Annotated in this window: 15 protein-coding genes and 1 pseudogene; 12 read left to right on the top strand and 4 right to left on the bottom strand. The window is 68.6% G+C overall.

What is annotated here, in order from left to right; genetic code table 11:
- The 6 genes from AC5Y36_RS14120 to AC5Y36_RS14095 all read left to right on the top strand — a co-directional run.
- Positions 1-602: enoyl-CoA hydratase (locus AC5Y36_RS14120; protein WP_500041539.1), on the top strand; the 602-nt coding region annotated here is incomplete at its 5' end.
- A gap of 98 nt (positions 603-700) precedes the next feature.
- Positions 701-1756 carry a phosphoglycerate mutase family protein gene (locus AC5Y36_RS14115; protein WP_500041538.1) on the top strand — a complete coding sequence of 352 codons (1056 nt, stop codon included), beginning with the start codon at positions 701-703 and terminating at the stop codon, positions 1754-1756.
- Positions 1757-1912: 156 nt separating this feature from the next.
- Positions 1913-2959: a phosphoglycerate mutase family protein gene (locus AC5Y36_RS14110; protein WP_500041537.1), complete on the top strand. Its 1047-nt coding sequence runs from the start codon at positions 1913-1915 to the stop codon at positions 2957-2959.
- Positions 2960-3020: 61 nt separating this feature from the next.
- On the top strand, positions 3021-3989 hold the full coding sequence (locus AC5Y36_RS14105) for a class I SAM-dependent methyltransferase (RefSeq protein ID WP_500041536.1): 969 nt from the start codon (positions 3021-3023) through the stop codon (positions 3987-3989).
- On the top strand, positions 3947-5158 hold the full coding sequence (locus AC5Y36_RS14100; protein ID WP_500041548.1) for a class I SAM-dependent methyltransferase: 1212 nt from the start codon (positions 3947-3949) through the stop codon (positions 5156-5158). The genes AC5Y36_RS14105 and AC5Y36_RS14100 overlap by 43 nt, the downstream gene beginning before the upstream one ends.
- Before the next feature lie 103 nt (positions 5159-5261).
- On the top strand, positions 5262-5966 hold the full coding sequence (locus tag AC5Y36_RS14095) for an esterase (protein ID WP_500041535.1): 705 nt from the start codon (positions 5262-5264) through the stop codon (positions 5964-5966).
- A gap of 77 nt (positions 5967-6043) precedes the next feature.
- On the opposite strand, the gene AC5Y36_RS14090 is transcribed toward AC5Y36_RS14095, so the two are convergent.
- On the bottom strand, positions 6044-7312 hold the full coding sequence (locus tag AC5Y36_RS14090) for an outer membrane protein assembly factor BamB family protein (protein ID WP_500041547.1): 1269 nt from the start codon (positions 7310-7312) through the stop codon (positions 6044-6046).
- A 136-nt stretch (positions 7313-7448) separates the two neighbouring features.
- Here AC5Y36_RS14090 and AC5Y36_RS14085 point away from each other — a divergent pair, with 136 nt between their 5' ends.
- Positions 7449-8189: an acyltransferase gene (locus tag AC5Y36_RS14085; RefSeq protein ID WP_500041534.1), complete on the top strand. Its 741-nt coding sequence runs from the start codon at positions 7449-7451 to the stop codon at positions 8187-8189.
- Positions 8190-8191: 2 nt separating this feature from the next.
- Here the strand turns inward: AC5Y36_RS14085 and AC5Y36_RS14080 are convergent, their stop codons facing one another.
- Positions 8192-9028 (bottom strand): class I SAM-dependent methyltransferase, encoded by an 837-nt coding sequence (locus AC5Y36_RS14080; protein ID WP_500041533.1) that lies wholly within the window; start codon positions 9026-9028, stop codon positions 8192-8194.
- Between the two features lie 53 nt (positions 9029-9081).
- Here AC5Y36_RS14080 and AC5Y36_RS14075 point away from each other — a divergent pair, with 53 nt between their 5' ends.
- Positions 9082-10428, top strand: a complete 1347-nt coding sequence (locus AC5Y36_RS14075; protein WP_500041532.1) for a cryptochrome/photolyase family protein — start codon at positions 9082-9084, stop codon at positions 10426-10428.
- Here AC5Y36_RS14075 and AC5Y36_RS14070 read toward each other — a convergent pair.
- Positions 10376-12451: pseudogene (locus AC5Y36_RS14070) on the bottom strand (MMPL family transporter); the annotation flags it as partial. The gene AC5Y36_RS14075 and the pseudogene AC5Y36_RS14070 overlap by 53 nt on opposite strands.
- A 272-nt stretch (positions 12452-12723) precedes the next feature.
- On the opposite strand from AC5Y36_RS14070, the gene AC5Y36_RS14065 reads away from it, so the two are divergent.
- Genes AC5Y36_RS14065 through AC5Y36_RS14050 form a run of 4 tightly spaced genes read left to right on the top strand, consistent with a single transcriptional unit; the run spans position 12724 to position 16123 of the window.
- Positions 12724-13329, top strand: a complete 606-nt coding sequence (locus AC5Y36_RS14065; protein WP_500041531.1) for an SOUL family heme-binding protein — start codon at positions 12724-12726, stop codon at positions 13327-13329.
- A gap of 11 nt (positions 13330-13340) precedes the next feature.
- Positions 13341-13820 (top strand): TspO/MBR family protein, encoded by a 480-nt coding sequence (locus AC5Y36_RS14060; RefSeq protein ID WP_500041530.1) that lies wholly within the window; start codon positions 13341-13343, stop codon positions 13818-13820.
- Positions 13821-13824: 4 nt separating this feature from the next.
- Entirely contained in the window at positions 13825-14871 is a 1047-nt protein-coding gene (gene fni, locus AC5Y36_RS14055; protein WP_500041529.1) for a type 2 isopentenyl-diphosphate Delta-isomerase, read from the top strand.
- 4 nt (positions 14872-14875) lie between these two features.
- Positions 14876-16123: a glycosyltransferase gene (locus AC5Y36_RS14050; protein WP_500041528.1), complete on the top strand. Its 1248-nt coding sequence runs from the start codon at positions 14876-14878 to the stop codon at positions 16121-16123.
- A gap of 19 nt (positions 16124-16142) precedes the next feature.
- Here AC5Y36_RS14050 and AC5Y36_RS14045 read toward each other — a convergent pair whose 3' ends face one another.
- Complete coding sequence (locus AC5Y36_RS14045) at positions 16143-16679, bottom strand: MarR family winged helix-turn-helix transcriptional regulator (protein WP_500041527.1); 537 nt, start codon at positions 16677-16679, stop codon at positions 16143-16145.
- Between the last annotated feature and the right edge of the window lie 51 nt (positions 16680-16730).

Here is a 16730-nt window from a genome sequence, read left to right as displayed (position 1 = left end):
CCGTGATCCTGTTCGGTGGCCACGAGATCTTCAGCGCCGGCGACGACGTGCCGGAACTACGCACCCTGACGCCGGCCGAGGCCGACACCGCCGCCGCCGCCCGCCACGAGGCCATCGCCGCCGTCGCGGCGATCAGCAAACCCACCGTGGCCGCGGTGACCGGGTATGCGCTGGGCGCCGGGCTGACCCTGGCGTTGGCCGCCGACTGGCGGGTCGCCGGGGACAACGTCAAGTTCGGTGCCACCGAGATCCTGGCCGGACTCGTCCCCGACGGCGCCGGACTAGCCGGGCTGAGCCGGACCGTCGGGCCGAGCCGCGCCAAGGAGCTGGTGTACAGCGGGCGGTTCTTCGACGCCGAGGAGGCGTTGGCGCTGGGACTGATCGACGACATGGTCGCCCCGGACGGCGTATATGACGCCGCACTGGCGTGGGCGGGCCGCTTCGTCGACAGCCCCGCGGCAGCGCTAGCCGCGGCCAAGAAGGGTATCGACGAGGTCTACGAGCTGGGCGCGACCGACCGGCTGGCCGCCGAACGGCGGCGCTACGTCGAGGTGTTCGCCGCCAGCCGGGGTGGCGGCACAGGTAGCTCGCAGCGTGTCTGAGCACCGCCTCGCGATTCACCGAGAAATCGGCCTTGCCCGGCTGAACGTCGGGTCAGTAATGTGAAATGAATCACAGGATCGCCCCGGGGAGGTTTACCATGCACCGACTTGTCAGCCGTCCGTGGGTCACCGGCGGCGTCGCGCTGGTCAGCGCCGGGATCGTCGCCATCGCACCGGTGCCCGCGCCACTGCCCGCCGTGCGCGCGGTCGGCATCCGACTGGCCGCCGAGGACATCACGCTGGATTGGGTGCGGCACGGGCAGTCGACCGACGACGTCAACAACATTCTCGGCACGCTCCCACCCGGTGCTCATCTCACCGACGAGGGTGTACAACAGGCGAAGGACGTTGCCACTGCCATTCAGCAGGAGTACCCGGATGGCATCGCCGGGATCTACGCCTCTGAGCTCATCCGGACACAGGAGACCGCATACTGGCTGGCCCAACTGCCGGGGATGCCGGACGTGCAGGTGCTGTCGGATCTCAACGAGATTCCCGCCGGCATCTTCGAAGAGCAACCCCGCAACCTGATCAGCGAAGCCTCCTTTTTCACGCCGATGGCCGCGTGGATCCTCGGTAATCTCTTCGTCTCGGAGCCCGGCACCAACTACAACGGGGCGGTGTTCGAGGAGCAGATGAATAGCGCCTTGGACACGATCTACAACAACACCGTTGCGGGCAACGGCCCGATGACCGACGTGGCGTATTCCAGCGGCGGGGATATCGCCATCTGGATCCTGATGAACGTCAAGAACCCGGATATCTGGCCGATTCTGCAGTCGGTCCTCGAAAACGGCGGTCCGCCCCCCAACGCAGGACAGGCCATCCTTGAGGGCAACCCCACCGACGGCTGGACGCTGGTCAGCTGGGACGGGACCGCCGTGCCGGCGACCCCGGACCTGTTGACCGGACTGTTCGTGGACTGGCGTGACATGAACATGGCGGAGCAGTTGGCGCTCTGGAACATTTGGGAAGCGATCCAGGGTGGTGACCAGGCGGACATCACCAGTGCGCTGCAGACCGGTTTCGACCAGATCGTCGCGGCGATGCAGCAGTTCCCGCAGGCTGTCATCGACACCATCACCGGCGCGTTCGGCGACAGCACCAGTGTCGCTGCGGCCTCCGTTGTCGACAGCTTGGCGGCAGCGATCTGACCCGTTCCATCGGAGTCAGGTGCGCCGGAGGCTGAGGGCCGCCACAGCGAGGCGTCGGCAACACGTGTTTACAAATTGACGGAAGCCGGGCGTTTCTAAGCTGTCTATCAGCTAGTGTGAGGGCGATCACACGTGGCCAGCCCGGGGGGAATGGATATGCAGCGACTCGCCACACGTCCGTGGATCACTGCGGGTGTCGCCCTGGCCTGTGCCGGCGTCGTCGCCGTCACGCCGGTGACCGCACCGCTGCCGGGGGTCCTCGCCGCCGCCATCCAGCTCGCCGCCGAAGACATCACGCTGGACTTCGTGCGGCACGGCGAGTCGGTGGACAACGTGGACGGCGTGTTGGGCACGCTGCCGCCCGGAGCACCGCTCACCAACCTGGGACAAAGCCAGGCGATCGCCGACGCGCTGGCGCTCTACAACGGCGGCGACAACGACATCGGCGGGGTGTACGCCTCGGAGTTCCTGCGGACCCAGCAGACCGCGTGGCCGCTGCTGCAGCTGCTGCACGGCGCGAGCGACTACACCAGCATCCCGGCCGGCCCCACCCCGCTCCTGGACCCGAGCCAGATACTGCCCGGGCTCAACGAGCTCAACGCCGGGTTCCTGGACAGCCAGCCGTTGAACCCGCTGACCGAACTCGCCTACGTGGTGGCCCCGGTGATGTGGATGCTCGGCCAGTACTGGGTGCCCCAGATGGGGTCCACCACGGACGTCAACGGCATGGCGTTCGAGGACCGGGTCGACGAGGCCGTGGAGACGATCTACAACAACAGCATGGCCAACGGGGAAACCACCGACGTGGCGTTCTCGCACGCCGGGACGATTGCGGTTTGGGCGCTGATGAACGTCAAGAACCCGGACTTCGGGGTGCTGATCAACGAGTTGCTGAGCACCGGGCAGCCGGTGGCCAATGCGGGCCAGGTGGTTCTGGAAGGCAACCCCACCGACGGCTGGACGTTGGTCAGCTGGGACGGCACCCCGGTCTCGGCCACCCCGGACCTGGCGACGGCGCTGTTCGTCGACTTCCGGGATCTCATCACCGCGCCGCAAATGGCGCTCTGGCACATCTGGGAAGCCCTGCTCGGCGGGGACGCGACCGAGATCACCACTGCGTTCGAAACCGGCTTCAACGACGTCGGCACGGCCCTGCTGCAATTCCCCCAGGCCGTGTTCGACGACCTCGCCGCCGCCTTCTGAGGCGGCATCAACACCAGGGGCGGCGGGCACCCGGTGCGCACCGCTAGGCTAGGGACCCATCATGACCAGTACGGATCCCGCGCCGCAGCCGCACGCCACCGCTGAGCAGGTGGAAGCCGCCCGGCATGACAGCAAGCTCGCCCAGGTGCTCTACCACGACTGGGAAGCCGAAAGCTACGACGACAAGTGGTCGATCTCCTACGACAAACGCTGCGTCGACTACGCCCGCGACCTGTTCGATGCCACCGTGCCCGACGAGGAATTGCGTGACCTGCCCTACGAGACGGCTCTGGAACTGGGCTGCGGCAGCGGCTTTTTCCTGCTGAACCTGATCCAGGCCGGGGTGGCGCGGCGCGGATCGGTCACCGACCTGTCGCCGGGCATGGTCAAGGTCGCCACCCGCAACGGACAGTCGCTGGGCCTGGACATCGACGGCCGGGTCGCCGACGCCGAGGGCATCCCGTACGAAGACGACACCTTCGACCTGGTGGTCGGTCACGCGGTCCTGCACCACATTCCCGACGTCGAACTGTCGCTGCGCGAGGTGATCCGGGTGCTCAAACCGGGCGGGCGGTTCGTGTTCGCCGGCGAGCCCACCACCGTCGGCAACAGCTACGCCCGCACCCTGTCGACGCTGACCTGGCGGGCGGTGACGAACGCCACCAAGCTGCCCGGGCTGACCGGTTGGCGCCGGCCGCAGGCCGAGCTCGACGAGTCGTCGCGGGCCGCGGCGCTGGAGGCGGTCGTCGACTTGCACACCTTCGACCCGGCGGACCTGGAGACGATGGCCCGCAACGCCGGCGCGGTTGACGTCTCGACCTCGACCACGGAGTTCACCGCCGCGATGCTCGGCTGGCCGCTGCGCACGCTGGAGGCCGCGGTGCCGCCCGGCCGGCTGGGCTGGGGCTGGGCGCGCTTCGCGATGTCGAGCTGGATCACGCTGAGCTGGGTCGACGACAACATGTGGCGCCGGGTGATTCCCAAGGGCTGGTACTACAACGTGATGATCACCGGGGTCAAGCCGTCCTAACTCTCGACCAGGTCCACTACCTGCGCTCGGCTGCCGGTGCCGCCGCCCTGCGAGAGGTTGCCGACTTCACCCTGACCGACGCCAGCAAGGTCGCCGACATCGCAGCCGTCAGGGCCCGGTTCGGTGACCGCACACCGGCGTTGGTCGAGACCACGCTGCTGCGTCGCCGTGCGTCGGCGAAGCTGCCTGGCACCGGGGCGTGGCTGTTCACCGACGAGGCCCTGCAACAGGCCAGCGCGGCAGCAGTGGCCGCTCACCGCGCCACCCGCCTGGCCGGCCGTGTCGTCCACGACGTGACCTGCTCGATCGGCACCGAGCTGGCGGCCATGCGCGACACCGCGGCCCGGCTGGTCGGCAGTGACATCGACCCGGTGCGGCTGTCGATAGCCCAGCACAATCTGAGCGCCGCCTCGGCCGGTGACGTGGTGCTCTGCCGCGCCGACGCGCTGGCACCGGTCACCCGCGACACCGTCGTCGTCGCCGACCCCGCACGGCGCCGCGGCGGACAGCGCCGCTTCCATCTGCGCGACTACCAGCCCGCGCTGGATCAGCTGATCGACACCTACCGCGGCCGGGACTTCGCGGTCAAGGTCGCCCCCGGTATCGACTTCGACCAGGTCCGCCGCCTGGGTTTCGACGGCGAGATCGAGGTGACGTCACTGGGCGGGTCGGTACGCGAAGCCTGCCTGTGGTCCGACGGGCTGGCGGCGCCCGGCGTGCGGCGGCGGGCCAGCATGCTGGATCGCGGCGAACAGGTCACCGACACCGACCCCGACGACTGCGAGGTGCGGCCGGTCGGCCGCTGGATCGTCGACCCCGACGGCGCGGTGGTGCGGGCGGGACTGGTCCGCCATTACGGCGCCCGCTACGCGCTGTGGCAGCTCGACCCCGCGATCGCCTACCTGTCGGGTGACCGGCTGCCGGCCGGGGTACGCGGCTTCGAGGTGCTGGAGTGGCTGTCCTACGGCGAGAAAGCGCTGCGCCAGGTGCTGTCCGGCCTGGACTGCGGCGCGCTGGAGATCCTGGTCCGCGGCGTCGACCTCGACCCCGACGTATTGCGGCGCCGGCTGCGTTTGCGTGGCAGCCAGGCACTGTCGGTCGTCGTCACCCGGATCGGGGCGGGGGCGGCCGGGCGAGCAACGGCGTACGTTTGCCGTCCGTCCCGCTAACCAGCCCGGTAAGCTGTCACCAGTGAAATTCGAGCCCCGGCGGCAGGTCCCTGCCCGCTAGACCAAGGGCAAGACCCGACGAGGCGAAGCGAGACATCCAACGATGCGCACTCTGGCGCTGGCCGCCCTCTTGGCGGGAACCATCACGGCCGGCTGGACGGGCATACCGCAGGCGCCCGCCCAGTCGCCCTGCGCCGATCTGGGCGGTGTCATGGACACCGTCGACGCCGAGCAGGTCTGCCGGCTGCACTCGTCGACGCCCGCGTACACGATGGAGCTCAGGTTCCCGGTCGACTACCCCGACCAGCAGGAACTCACCGACTACGTCACCCAGAACCGGGACGGGTTCATCGCGATCGCGCAGACGCCGGGGGCACGCGGCCTGCCGTACGAAATGGAGGCCGCCCCCGAGCAGCATCGCTCCGGGCAGCCGCCGAAGGGGACCCGCAGCGTGGTGCTCAAGATCTTCCAGGACGTCGGCGGACCGCGCCCGTCGACGTGGTACAAGACGTTCAACTACGACGTCGGTGCCGGCCGGACGATCACCTTCGACAGCTTGTTCGCGCCCGGCAGCAAACCGTTGGACGCGATCTTCCCGGTGGTGCAGCGCGAGTTGGGCCGCGAGGCCGGCGTCCCCGGCCTACTGATCCCGCCCGGCGACGGGCTGGATCCGTCGCACTATCAGAACTTCGCCATCACCGATGACGAGCTGATCTTCTACTTCGCGCCCGGCGAACTTCAGCCGCTGAATGCCGGTGCCAGCACGGTTCGGGTGCCGCGCAACACCATTCCGCCGCTGGCGGTGTAACGCCCCACGGCGAGCAGACACAAAAGTGCCCTTTTCGCGTGGAAATGGGGCACATTTGTGTCTGCTCGGCGCGAGGATTACGCCGGAACGAAGCTGTACACCTGCCCGTCGCTGGTGGCTGCCACCACGCGCCGATCCCGGGCCACCGACACCCCCAGCGGAAAGCCGGTGGCCGCCGGCAGCGGATAGCTGCTGATGCTGTGCCCGTCGCGCGGATCGAACACCAGCAGCGACGTCCCGGCCGGGCCCACCGTGGTCCCGCCCATCACCGTGTAGCCGACATCGCCGGCCAGGCTCGACGTCGACAGCGGGGTGACGTCGTCGCGCCGCCACATCCGCTCGCCGTGATCCCCCCCGTCCTTGAACGCGACCAGCCGCGTGTCGGGCCCGCCGCCGGACACGATCAGCCCGCCCGGAGTGACGGCCGGCGGCGTTTGGGCCAGAAAATCCAGCGGCGCAGACCATTTCACTTTGCCGTCGGCGGCGTGCAGCGCCCACAGTTTCTGGTCGCGGCCGTTGACGTAGACCGTCGAACCGTCGGCTGAGAGCACCGGGCTGGCCAGCACCCCGGCGGCCACCGCGTCGGAAGTCCATTCGTGGCTGAGCAGCGGGGAGTGCCCCGGGTGATACTTCAACCCGACCAGCACCGAGGCCTTGGCGTCTGGTTCCCACAGGCTGAGCACCACGGTGTTGTTGGCCGCCGAAAACGCCGGCGCAGAGGCCACCGGGCAGCCGGATTCGGCCGCCGAGCAATCGGCGAGCCCGCGGGTGAAATCCTTCGGGTCGAGGCCGTCGACCAGATCCAGCGGGTTGCCCACCGTCGTGCCCCGATGCGCGTCGAACACCAGCACCTGACCCAGATGCGTCACGACCAGCAGGTGCCCGCCCCCCAGCAGACGCGGCGTGGTCGGCATCCCGATCACCGGCCGGCGCCACCGAATCCACTGGGTGGGCGGAAAGGACAGGATCGCGCCGGGCTGGCCGACGTAGACGTTGTCGAACTGGTCGAACAGGGGGGAGAACAGCCCGCCGCCCTGATGCAGCCGGGTGCACCAGCGCTGCCGGCCGTTGTTGGTGTTCTCCCACTCCATCAGCGAGCAGCCGTCGCGGGTCTGGCCGTTCAACGCCAGCCAGCCCCGCTCGGACAGCGCCGGTCCCGCGCCCAGCGCACCCTTGACCGACCGGGTCCAGGCCAGCGACAGATGTTCGGCGCCGCCCACCGCGGTGAAGCTGCTGTTGGCGGCGTCGGCGTACTGGGCAGACCAGCCGGCCGCCGGCGCGGCGTTCACCCAGCTGTCGGTGTTACCGCAGCCGCTCAGCGTGAGCGCCAGTACCGACGCGGCCAGACAGCGCAACCTGCGGTGGGGATGTCGCCAGAACACCGTCGTAGTCCACCGTCCCTGTTCGAATGCGAGTCTTGCGGCCAGCCCGAGTCCTTACGGTAGCGCGTGGCTCCAATCGGCTCGCGTAGGCTTTCCGGCCATGACGACCATGTGGGGTGCTCCCATCCACAAACGGTGGCGGGGCTCACGACTGCGGGATCCACGTCAGGCCAAGTTCCTCACCTTGGCCTCGCTGCGCTGGGTGCTGGCCAATCGCGCCTATACGCCGTGGTATCTGGTGCGCTACTGGCGGTTGCTGAAGTTCAAGCTGGCCAACCCGCACATCATCACCCGCGGCATGGTGTTTTTGGGTAAGGGCGTGGAGATCCAAGCCACGCCGGAGCTGTCCCAGATGGAGATCGGCCGCTGGGTGCACATCGGCGACAAGAACACCATCCGGGCGCACGAAGGCTCGCTGCGGTTCGGCGACAAGGTGGTGCTGGGCCGCGACAACGTGATCAACACCTACCTCGACATCGAGCTCGGCGACTCGGTGCTGATGGCCGACTGGTGCTACGTGTGCGACTTCGATCACCGGATGGACGACATCAACGTCCCGATCAAGGACCAGGGCATCATCAAAAGCCCGGTGCGGATCGGGCCGGACACCTGGATCGCGGCCAAGGTCACCATCCTGCGTGACACCAGCATCGGCCGCGGCTGCGTGTTGGGGGCCCACGCCGTGGTCAAGGGCGTCATCCCGGACTATTCGATCGCGGTCGGGGCGCCGGCCAAGGTGGTGAAGAACCGCAAGATGGATTGGGAGACCTCGGCGGCCGAGCGCGCCGAGCTGGCTGCCGCGCTGGCCGACATCGAGCGCAAGAAGGCCGCCCAGAGCTGAGCTCAGCCGAATTCGAGCAGGGTGTAGGCGCCGCGGAACGGCTTCGTCGGCGCAAACGTCCACAACGCCGGGAAAACCTTCCCGAAGAACCACCCCCTGCCCGCGGGCATCGGCAGGTCGTGCACCGCTTGGACGCCCGGCATCGTCTGGGTCAACCGTGCGAGCTGAGGTGCCGACAGGCTGAACGGCATCGGCGGCACCCGGTAATGCTTGGATGACCGCATGCCCCGCGGAGCCAGTTTCTTGACGACGGTCGGCGGGAGGTCGAAAAACATCTGGCAGCCGGGGAACCGGGCGGCGCACGCAGCGATCAGGTCCATCGCATGCTCGGGCTGCAGGTACATCAGCAGCCCCTCGGCGGTGATGAAGACGCCGTCGCTGCTGTCGACCTGCGACATCCAGGTGTAGTCCAATGCCGACTGCGCGACGGCGGTGATCCGTGGCGACGACGGCAGGAGTTGTTCGCGAAGCCGCATCACCGGCGGCAAATCCACCGATACCCAACGAAACTGCGGGTTGGGTATCGCGTCGCTCAACCGCCAGAAGCTGGTCTGAAATCCTTCGGCGAGCGCGACGACGGTGGCTGTGGGGTGCTCGGTGAGGTAGGCGATCGCACATCGATCGACGGCCAGCGAGCGCAACGCCATCTCCTGGCCACGACGCCCGAACTTGTCGAAGTCGAAATCGATTGCGTGGGCGAGGCGGATCGCCATCGGGTCGTCGAGGATGGCATCCGGCCGGGCGGCCTGATGGGCCCGCCCGTTCAGCGTCATCAGCGCGGTCTCCGAAACGCCATCCAACATCCTGGCATCGACTTTGGCAGGGGGGGGATAGTCCATCACCGCAAGCCTATCGGCTCGCCGCCCGCCGTGCCGACGGGCACACTGGTGGGATGCCGACCGTGCTGTGGTTTCGTCGAGACCTGCGCCTGGACGATCTGCCGTCGCTGCTGGCCGCCGCCGACGAGGGGGCAGAGGTGCTGGCCTGCTTTGTGCTCGACCCGCGGCTCGAGGCATCCTCAGGTCCGCGCCGGCGGGCGTTTCTGGGCGCCTCACTGCGCGAGTTGCAGGACCGCCTCGACGGGCGGCTGCTGGTGACCCGGGGCCGGCCCGAGGAAGTCCTCGCCGGTCTCGTCGGCGAGATCGGCGCTACCGCCGTGCACGTCTCGGCGGACTTCGCACCCTACGGCCGGCTCCGCGACGCGCGGGTGCAATCGGTACTCGGCGCGGTCCCGCTGGTCGCCACCGGATCGCCCTATCTAGTCTCGCCCGGCCGGGTCGTGAAGGACGACGACACGCCCTACCGGGTGTTCACTCCGTTTCATCGCCGCTGGCGCGAGGCTGGCTGGCGGACACCGGCGCGCTCCGGCACCGCGCAGGTCCGCTGGCTCGATCCCGCGCAGCTAAATGGCCGTGCCGAAATCCCTTCGTCGGAGGTCGACCTCGAGCATCCTGGTGGGGAGTCCGCCGCGTTGAGCCGGTGGGCGGACTTCCTCGACGGCGGGGTGGACCGTTACGCGAAGGACCGCGACCGGCCGGATTTCGACGCCAGCAGCCGGATGTCGCCGCATCTGAAGTTCGGGACGATCCATCCGCGCACGATGGCCGCAGCCTTGGACCTGCGCCGCGAGGGGCCGCAAGCGTATCTGCGCGAGTTGGCCTTTCGCGACTTCTACGCTGCGGTGCTGCACCATTGGCCGCACAGCGCTTGGCGGAACTGGAATTCCGATTTCGACGCCATCGAGACGAACAGCGGCCCCCAGGCCACCCGGCTGTTCGAGGCGTGGCAGGCCGGTCAAACCGGCTTCCCGCTGGTCGACGCCGGCATGCGCCAACTGCGCGAGACCGGTTTCATGCACAACCGGGTACGCATGATCACCGCGTCCTTTCTGGTCAAAGATCTGCACCTGCCCTGGCAGTGGGGCGCGCGGTGGTTTTTGGATCAGCTGGTCGACGGCGATCTGGCCAGCAACCAACATGGGTGGCAATGGTGTGCGGGCTGCGGTACCGACGCCGCCCCGTACTTTCGGGTGTTCAATCCGACGACGCAGAGCCAGAAGTTCGACCCGGCAGGGGATTACATTCGACGCTGGGTTCCTGAGCTGGCCGACGCCGATGACGTCCACCTGGCGAAGGCGAAGGCGAGCCGTCCGCCGGGCTATCCGGCGCCGATAGTGGATCATGCGCAGGAGCGGGCTGAGGCGCTGCGGCGCTACCGGCTTCTGGGCGAACGGGACTGAGGGTTGGGCTCAGGGCTGGCCACCAGATCCGGTCGCCCAGCAGGGTGAACAGCGCGGGAATGACCAAAGTCCGGACGACGAAGGTGTCCAACAGGATTCCGAGTCCCACGATGATGCCCAACTGGGTGAGCACGATCAACGGCAGCACTCCCAGCACGCAGAACACCGCAGCCAGAACAATTCCCGCGCTGGTGATCACGCCGCCGGTCGCCGATACCGCGCGAACCATTCCGTCGCGGGTGCCGTGGCCCGGAGTTTCCTCGCGGGCACGGGTGACCAGGAAAATGGTGTAGTCCACGCCCAGGGCGACCAGAAACAACAACGCCAACAGCGGTGTGCTGTTGTCGAGCGCGGGGAACCCGACCACGTGGATGCTAGCCCAACCACCGAGGCCCAACGCGGCCACCGCCGACAACACGGTGGCCGCCACCAGCACCGGTGGGGCCAGCGCCGCGCGCAGCAACACGTACAGCACCGCCAACACAACCGCCAGGATCGCCGGGATCACCACTGTGCGGTCGTGCACGGCGGCGTCGCGCACGTCGAGTGCCTGCGCATCCGCACCACCCACCAGCGCAGCGGGATCCACCGATCGGACCGACTCACGCAGCGCAGCCACGGTGGTGAAGGCCTCGGCACTTGCCGGGGCGGCATCGAGGACCACCGACCATCGCGTTGACCCGGCGGCCGAATCTCTGGCCGGCCGGGCCGACACCACTCCCGGCGTGGCGGTGATGGCCCGCTGGAGCTGCGGCGTCACGCCGGCCGACGCGATCACCACCGCAGGGTCGGAGGCACCGCCGGGAAAGTGCGCTGCCAAAGTGTCGAAACCGGTGACCGAGTCGGCGTCGATCCGAAACTGCTGGGTTTGCGACAGGCCGACCCGGCAGCCCAGCAGACCGCTGGCGAGCACGGCCAGACCGGTGACCGCGACGGCGCACACCACACCCGGCCGACGCCCGACGGCGGCGGCGACCCGGTGCCAGGCCCCTGTCGCGGTGGGCGCTGCCTGGCCGGGGTGTGGGATCAACGGCCAAAACACACCCCTGCCGCACAGCGACAGCACTGGCGGCAGGACCAGGACGACGAAGACCGCTGCGACGAGCAGTCCGCACGCCGCGCACGCGCCCAAGCTCCGGGTACTCGGGGTTACCGCGAGCAGCAAGGTGAGCAGCGCCAGCACGACGGTGGCGTTGCTGGCCACGATCGCGGGGGCGGCGGCGCGCACAGCGCGGCGGAGGGCGGCGCGATGGTCGGAATCGGCGCGCAGCTCCTCGCGGTAGCGCGAGATCAACAGCAGCGCGTAGTTGGTTCCGGCGCCGAACACCAGAACACTGGTGATTCCGGACGTGGAGCCGTCGAACGTAAGGCCGGTGGCAGCGGCGAGGACCGTTCCGATCACGCTCGCCACCCGATCGGCGAACCCGATGACGATCAGGGGTATCAGCCACAGCACCGGAGAGCGGTAGGTGGCGACGAGCAGCAGCGCAACCACCAACGCCGTCACCGCCAGCAGGGTGACGTTCGCGCCGGAGAAAGCGTCGGCGATGTCGGCGCCGAATGCCGGACCCCCGGTGACGTGCGCGCTCAACGCAGCGGGCAGTCCCTCGGAGGCGGCGGCGCGAAGCGCCGTGACGGTGTCGTTGAGGGCGAACCCGGACAACTCGGCGTCCACCCTGACCGTGGCGAGGGCCGCTTGGGTGTCCGCCGAGGAGACCACGGGCATCGGAGCGCCGTTGACGGTTCGGGGGACCTGCTGCATGCGGTCACGGGCCTGGGCCACCGCGGACAGGTCGGCTGCGGTGAGCGCGGCGCCGTCGGTACGGGTGACCACCAGCATCGCCGACGGATCGGTGCCCCCGGGGAATTGCGCGGCCGCCGCCGCGGCTCTGGCGGATTCGGCCGAACCCGGCAGTGAGACCGGCGACTGCTCGGCGGCATCGTTTCCGCCGGCCAGCACCATCAGCGCAATCGAGGCTGCCGTGAGCACCAGCGACCAAACCCAGCTGCGCGGGCCGGTCACCGTCCTGGACAGACGCTCCCACACCACAACGGCTAACCTTTCATAAAATGAATAGTTCAACTACTGAAACATATGGCAGAATCGTGATGGGCAGCGGTGAGGCGGACCCAAGCCAGGGTAACCAGGGCGCCCAAGCCTGGGAAGGCGCTGAGTTGCGGTCCTAGCGCCCGGCAGCACCACCCGGCACAGACGAAGGGTTTGCCGCCAGGGTGGGTATAGGACGAGTCGGGAAGCGGAACGAGGAGCAGCAGATGCTGGGTGCGATCGCGCGAGTGACTACATCGCTCGCTCGAGTCGGCAGCTCCGTCGTCGGCGTCCGGCACAGCGCCGAGGAGCCCGCCTATCGCGTCACGGGACGCGGGGCCAGCGTCGAAATCCGCCAGTACGGTCAGCGGATCGCGGCGCAAACCGTCGTACGCTCCGAAGCGGAAACAGCCCGACACACCGGATTCCGCCGGCTGGCCGGCTACTTCTTCGGCAGCAACTATCCCAGCGCCGAGACCGCCCTGCCGCTCAGCGCCCGCGGCGGTGAAAGCATCGCGATGACGGCTCCGGTGTCCCAGCAGGCCGGCCAGCGCGGGCAATGGGTGATCCGCTTCTTCCTGCCGGCCGGAACGCCGATGGCAGCGCTGCCCAAGCCCACCGACCCCGCGGTGCAATTGGTCATCGTGCCGCCCGAGGTGATGGCGGTGTGGCGATTCACCGGTGATCGCGGGGCTCGCGCTGTCGCTTCGCGCATCGCGCAGCTGGAGGTCCGGGTCCGCGAAATGGGATTCGAGCCGGCCGGCACGCCCGCCGCCTGGTTCTACGATCCGCCGTGGACGGTGCCGATGCTGCGCCGCAACGAGGTGGCGGTGCCAGTCAAGGCAACCTACTGAGAGGACTGATCATGCGGATCTCCACCGTGCTCGCCACGCTCGCCTCCGTCGCCGTCACTTCCGCGGTCGGCGGTTTGGCGACCGCGCCAGCCGTTGGATCGCCCTGGTATCAGCAGCTGCGCAAACCCGCGTATCAGCCGCCCCGCCAAGTGTTTCCAGTTGTCTGGCCCGCACTCTACGCCGATATCGCGGTCGTCTCGGCGGCCACGATCGACCGACTCGGCGACACCGAGCGGCGCGCCTACCAGTCGGCGCTGGCCGTGAACCTGGTGCTCAACGCGGGTTGGTCATGGCTGTTCTTCAATCGGCGCCGCTTGAGCGCAGCGGCAGTGCTCAGTGCTGCCCTGACGGCTAGTAGCGCGGATCTGACCCGCCGGTCGGTGCAGGCCTGCGGGCCCGGTGCGCTGCCGCTGGCGCTGTATCCACTGTGGTGCGCTTTCGCCACCGTGCTGTCCGGCCACATCGCCCGTCTCAACCGCCGCGGAAGGTGATGTGATGCCGACCGACGACGAGACGATGACGGCGCGAAAGCGACGCCACATCGACGTGTGTCTGCACGAGCCGGTGGACTATCACGGTGTCACCACCGGGTTGGAGCATTACCGGTTGCCCTATCACGCGCTGACGCAGACCAGCCTGACCGACATCGATCTGTCCCAGCACTTGCTGGGCTCGCCGTTGCGGGCGCCGGTGCTGGTGGGTGCGATGACCGGTGGGGCGAAGCTGTCGGCGACGATCAACCGCAACCTGGCCGCAGCGGCGCAGAAACTCGGCATCGGCATGATGCTCGGCTCCCAGCGGATCATGCTCGGTGCAGACCGAGGTGAATCGGCCGCAACCAGCTTCGCCGTGCGCGAGGTCGCGCCCGATGTGCTGCTCATCGGCAATATCGGACTGGCGCAGTTGACAGCCGACAACATGCCGGCCATCGCTGAGGCGCTTGGTAAGGTCGGCGCCAACGCGCTGGCGGTGCATACCAATCCGCTGCAGGAAGCACTGCAGACCAACGGCGACACCGATTTTCGCGGGTCGCGGGAGCGTCTCTACGCGTTCGCCGACACCTTCGGCTATCCGCTGCTACTCAAGGAAGTCGGCCACGGGATCGGGGCGGCCGCGGTCGCGGAGTTAGCGGACGGCTCCGGGAACGTGCCGGTGGCGGCGATCGATGTCGCCGGCGCCGGCGGCACTTCGTGGTCGCGCGTCGAGCAGTTTGTCCGCTACGGCTACCTTCGCTATCCGGCGCTGGCCGACTGGGGCATTCCGACCGCTCGCGCGATCGTCGAAGTTCGGCACGCCCTGCCCCGCATCCCGCTGATCGCTTCCGGTGGCATCCGCACCGGCATGGACGCGGCGAAGGCGCTGGCCCTGGGCGCGGACGCGGTCGCCGTCGCCCGGCCGCTGCTGGGTGCCGCGATCGACTCGGCCGGCGCGGTCCTGGATTGGCTGCAGAACTTCATCGATGAACTCCGGATTTGCTTGCACGGCTGCGGAGCCAGAAATCTGGCTGCGCTACCAGACGTCCGGCTAGGTACGGCTCAGTGATGCGATGGCAGTGATCCTGGCGTACGGTTCGCCGGCACTGGGCCATGCCTACCCGATGAGCGCGTTGCTTGCCGAACTCGTCACCCGCGGTCACCAGGTGCATGTCCGCACCATGGCCGCTCAGGTGGAGACGTTGCGCGCCGAGGGGTTCGACGCCGCCCCGGTGTCCCCGCAAATCGAGGCCATCACCGGTCAGGAGTGGCTGGCGCCCGACCCGCTCGCGGTTCTGGCGATGTCGATCGATGTGCTGTGCCGTCGGGCCGCCCTCGAAGTCGACGACGTCGGTGCGGCCATCGCGCAGGTTCGTCCGGATGCGCTGATCGTCGACGCGAACTGCTGGGGTGCCATGGCGGTCGCCGAGGCCGGCACTGTGCCGTGGCTGGCGTTCTCCCCGTTCACGCCCTACCTGCGGTCACGCGGAATCCCGCCGTTCGGGCCGGGATTGACGCCGATACCGGGTGCACTGGGTGCGGCTCGCGACATGCTGATCAGGCCGGTCGTCAGGCATCTCTTCGACAGACCGGTCCTTCCCCGCGTCAACGCCATCCGTGACGCCGTGGGCGTGCGCCGGGTGTCCTCTGTCGATGACATGATGCGCCGAGCTCCGCTGCTGTTGGTGGTGGGCGGCGAGCCGTTGGAATACCCGCACCCGGATTGGGGCGACGCGGTCCACCTGATCGGCGCGTGTTCCTATGAGCCGCGACCGCAGCGATCCCCGGACTGGATCGACGCGATTGACCGGCCGATCGTGTTGGTCAGCACGTCCTCGATTGCGCAGGCCGATGCCGCCCTGGGACGTACCGCGCTGCTGGCGCTGGCCGACGAGCCGGTGCACGTGGTGGCGACATTTCCGGCCGGCATTCCGCCCGACCTGCCGACCACGGCGAACGCGACGATTCGCCGTTTCGTGCCCCACGGCCTGGTGCTGGACCGCGCGGTCTGTGCCGTGACCCACGGCGGAATGGGAACCACGGTCAAAGCCCTTGATCGCGGAGTGCCGGTGTGTGTGGTGCCCTTCGGCCGCGACCAGGCCGAAGTCGCCCGGCGGGTACAAATGGCGCGCTGCGGCACCCGGCTGCCGTCCAAGCAGCTCAGTCCCGCCAGGTTGCGGGCCCGAGTCCGCGAAGCGATGGGGATGGCCGACGGAGCGCGGCGGGTCGCTGCCGGTTTCGCCGCGACCGGCGGCCCGGCACGGGCAGCGCAGCTGATCGAGCAGCGCGTGCTCGCGTGCGGCACAAATCGGTCCCGCTAGCCGAGCAGCCAGGCGCGGTTCAGGTACCGGTCGGTTCGGCTGGTAGGTCACCGTCGGAACCGGCACCGCTGAGCTCGTGCTCGAATGCCGCCATCGCGCTGAGCATGGCTGCGAACACGCCGTGCGCAGCGACGAGATCCCGGTCGGGCAGCCCAGCAATGGCCTGACGCAGATGAGTGCCCAGCGAGCTGAAGAACGAGCGCCCCAGCTCCATGCCCTGTTCCTCGTACCGAAGCAGCGCCTTGCGGCGATCGCCCGGGACAGATTCACGCCTGATATGCCCGGCTTCGATCATCCGGTCGACCAGATAGGTGATCGCGGCCGGCGAAACGTCCATGCGCTGTCGCAGCTCGCTCATCGTCAGCGGCGCACCGGCAGTCTCGGCGACCATGATGTGCAGCAAGGCATGGCAATCGCTGCTGTTCACCCCGTTGTACCGGGCGAAATAGCGCCCGACGCGGTCAGACTGCGCCGTGAGGGCCCGCATGTCGGCCGACAGCTGCTTCTCCAAGACCGCTCGGCTCTGCGGTGGATTCGTTGCGCCCCGCTTGGTCACCTGACCGTTTTCCTTCTCAGCGATACCACGACCAGCGTATCGGGCGTCGGG

This window comes from Mycobacterium sp. NGS50 (assembly GCF_059812545.1).
The sequence above is the reverse complement of the archived record's forward strand: the minus strand, read 5'-3'. Positions and strand labels throughout refer to the sequence as shown.

What these genes read in the sequence shown, in the direction of transcription:
- AC5Y36_RS14085 (WP_500041534.1), top strand. Translation starts at nt 7,449, where the DNA reads ATGACGACCATGTGGGGTGCTCCCATCCACAAACGGTGGCGGGGCTCA.
- AC5Y36_RS14075 (WP_500041532.1), top strand. Translation starts at nt 9,082, where the DNA reads ATGCCGACCGTGCTGTGGTTTCGTCGAGACCTGCGCCTGGACGATCTG.
- AC5Y36_RS14115 (WP_500041538.1), top strand. Translation starts at nt 701, where the DNA reads ATGCACCGACTTGTCAGCCGTCCGTGGGTCACCGGCGGCGTCGCGCTG.
- AC5Y36_RS14110 (WP_500041537.1), top strand. Translation starts at nt 1,913, where the DNA reads ATGCAGCGACTCGCCACACGTCCGTGGATCACTGCGGGTGTCGCCCTG.
- AC5Y36_RS14050 (WP_500041528.1), top strand. Translation starts at nt 14,876, where the DNA reads ATGGCAGTGATCCTGGCGTACGGTTCGCCGGCACTGGGCCATGCCTAC.
- AC5Y36_RS14095 (WP_500041535.1), top strand. Translation starts at nt 5,262, where the DNA reads ATGCGCACTCTGGCGCTGGCCGCCCTCTTGGCGGGAACCATCACGGCC.
- fni (WP_500041529.1), top strand. Translation starts at nt 13,825, where the DNA reads ATGCCGACCGACGACGAGACGATGACGGCGCGAAAGCGACGCCACATC.
- AC5Y36_RS14060 (WP_500041530.1), top strand. Translation starts at nt 13,341, where the DNA reads ATGCGGATCTCCACCGTGCTCGCCACGCTCGCCTCCGTCGCCGTCACT.
- AC5Y36_RS14105 (WP_500041536.1), top strand. Translation starts at nt 3,021, where the DNA reads ATGACCAGTACGGATCCCGCGCCGCAGCCGCACGCCACCGCTGAGCAG.
- AC5Y36_RS14080 (WP_500041533.1), bottom strand. Translation starts at nt 9,028, where the DNA reads ATGGACTATCCCCCCCCTGCCAAAGTCGATGCCAGGATGTTGGATGGC.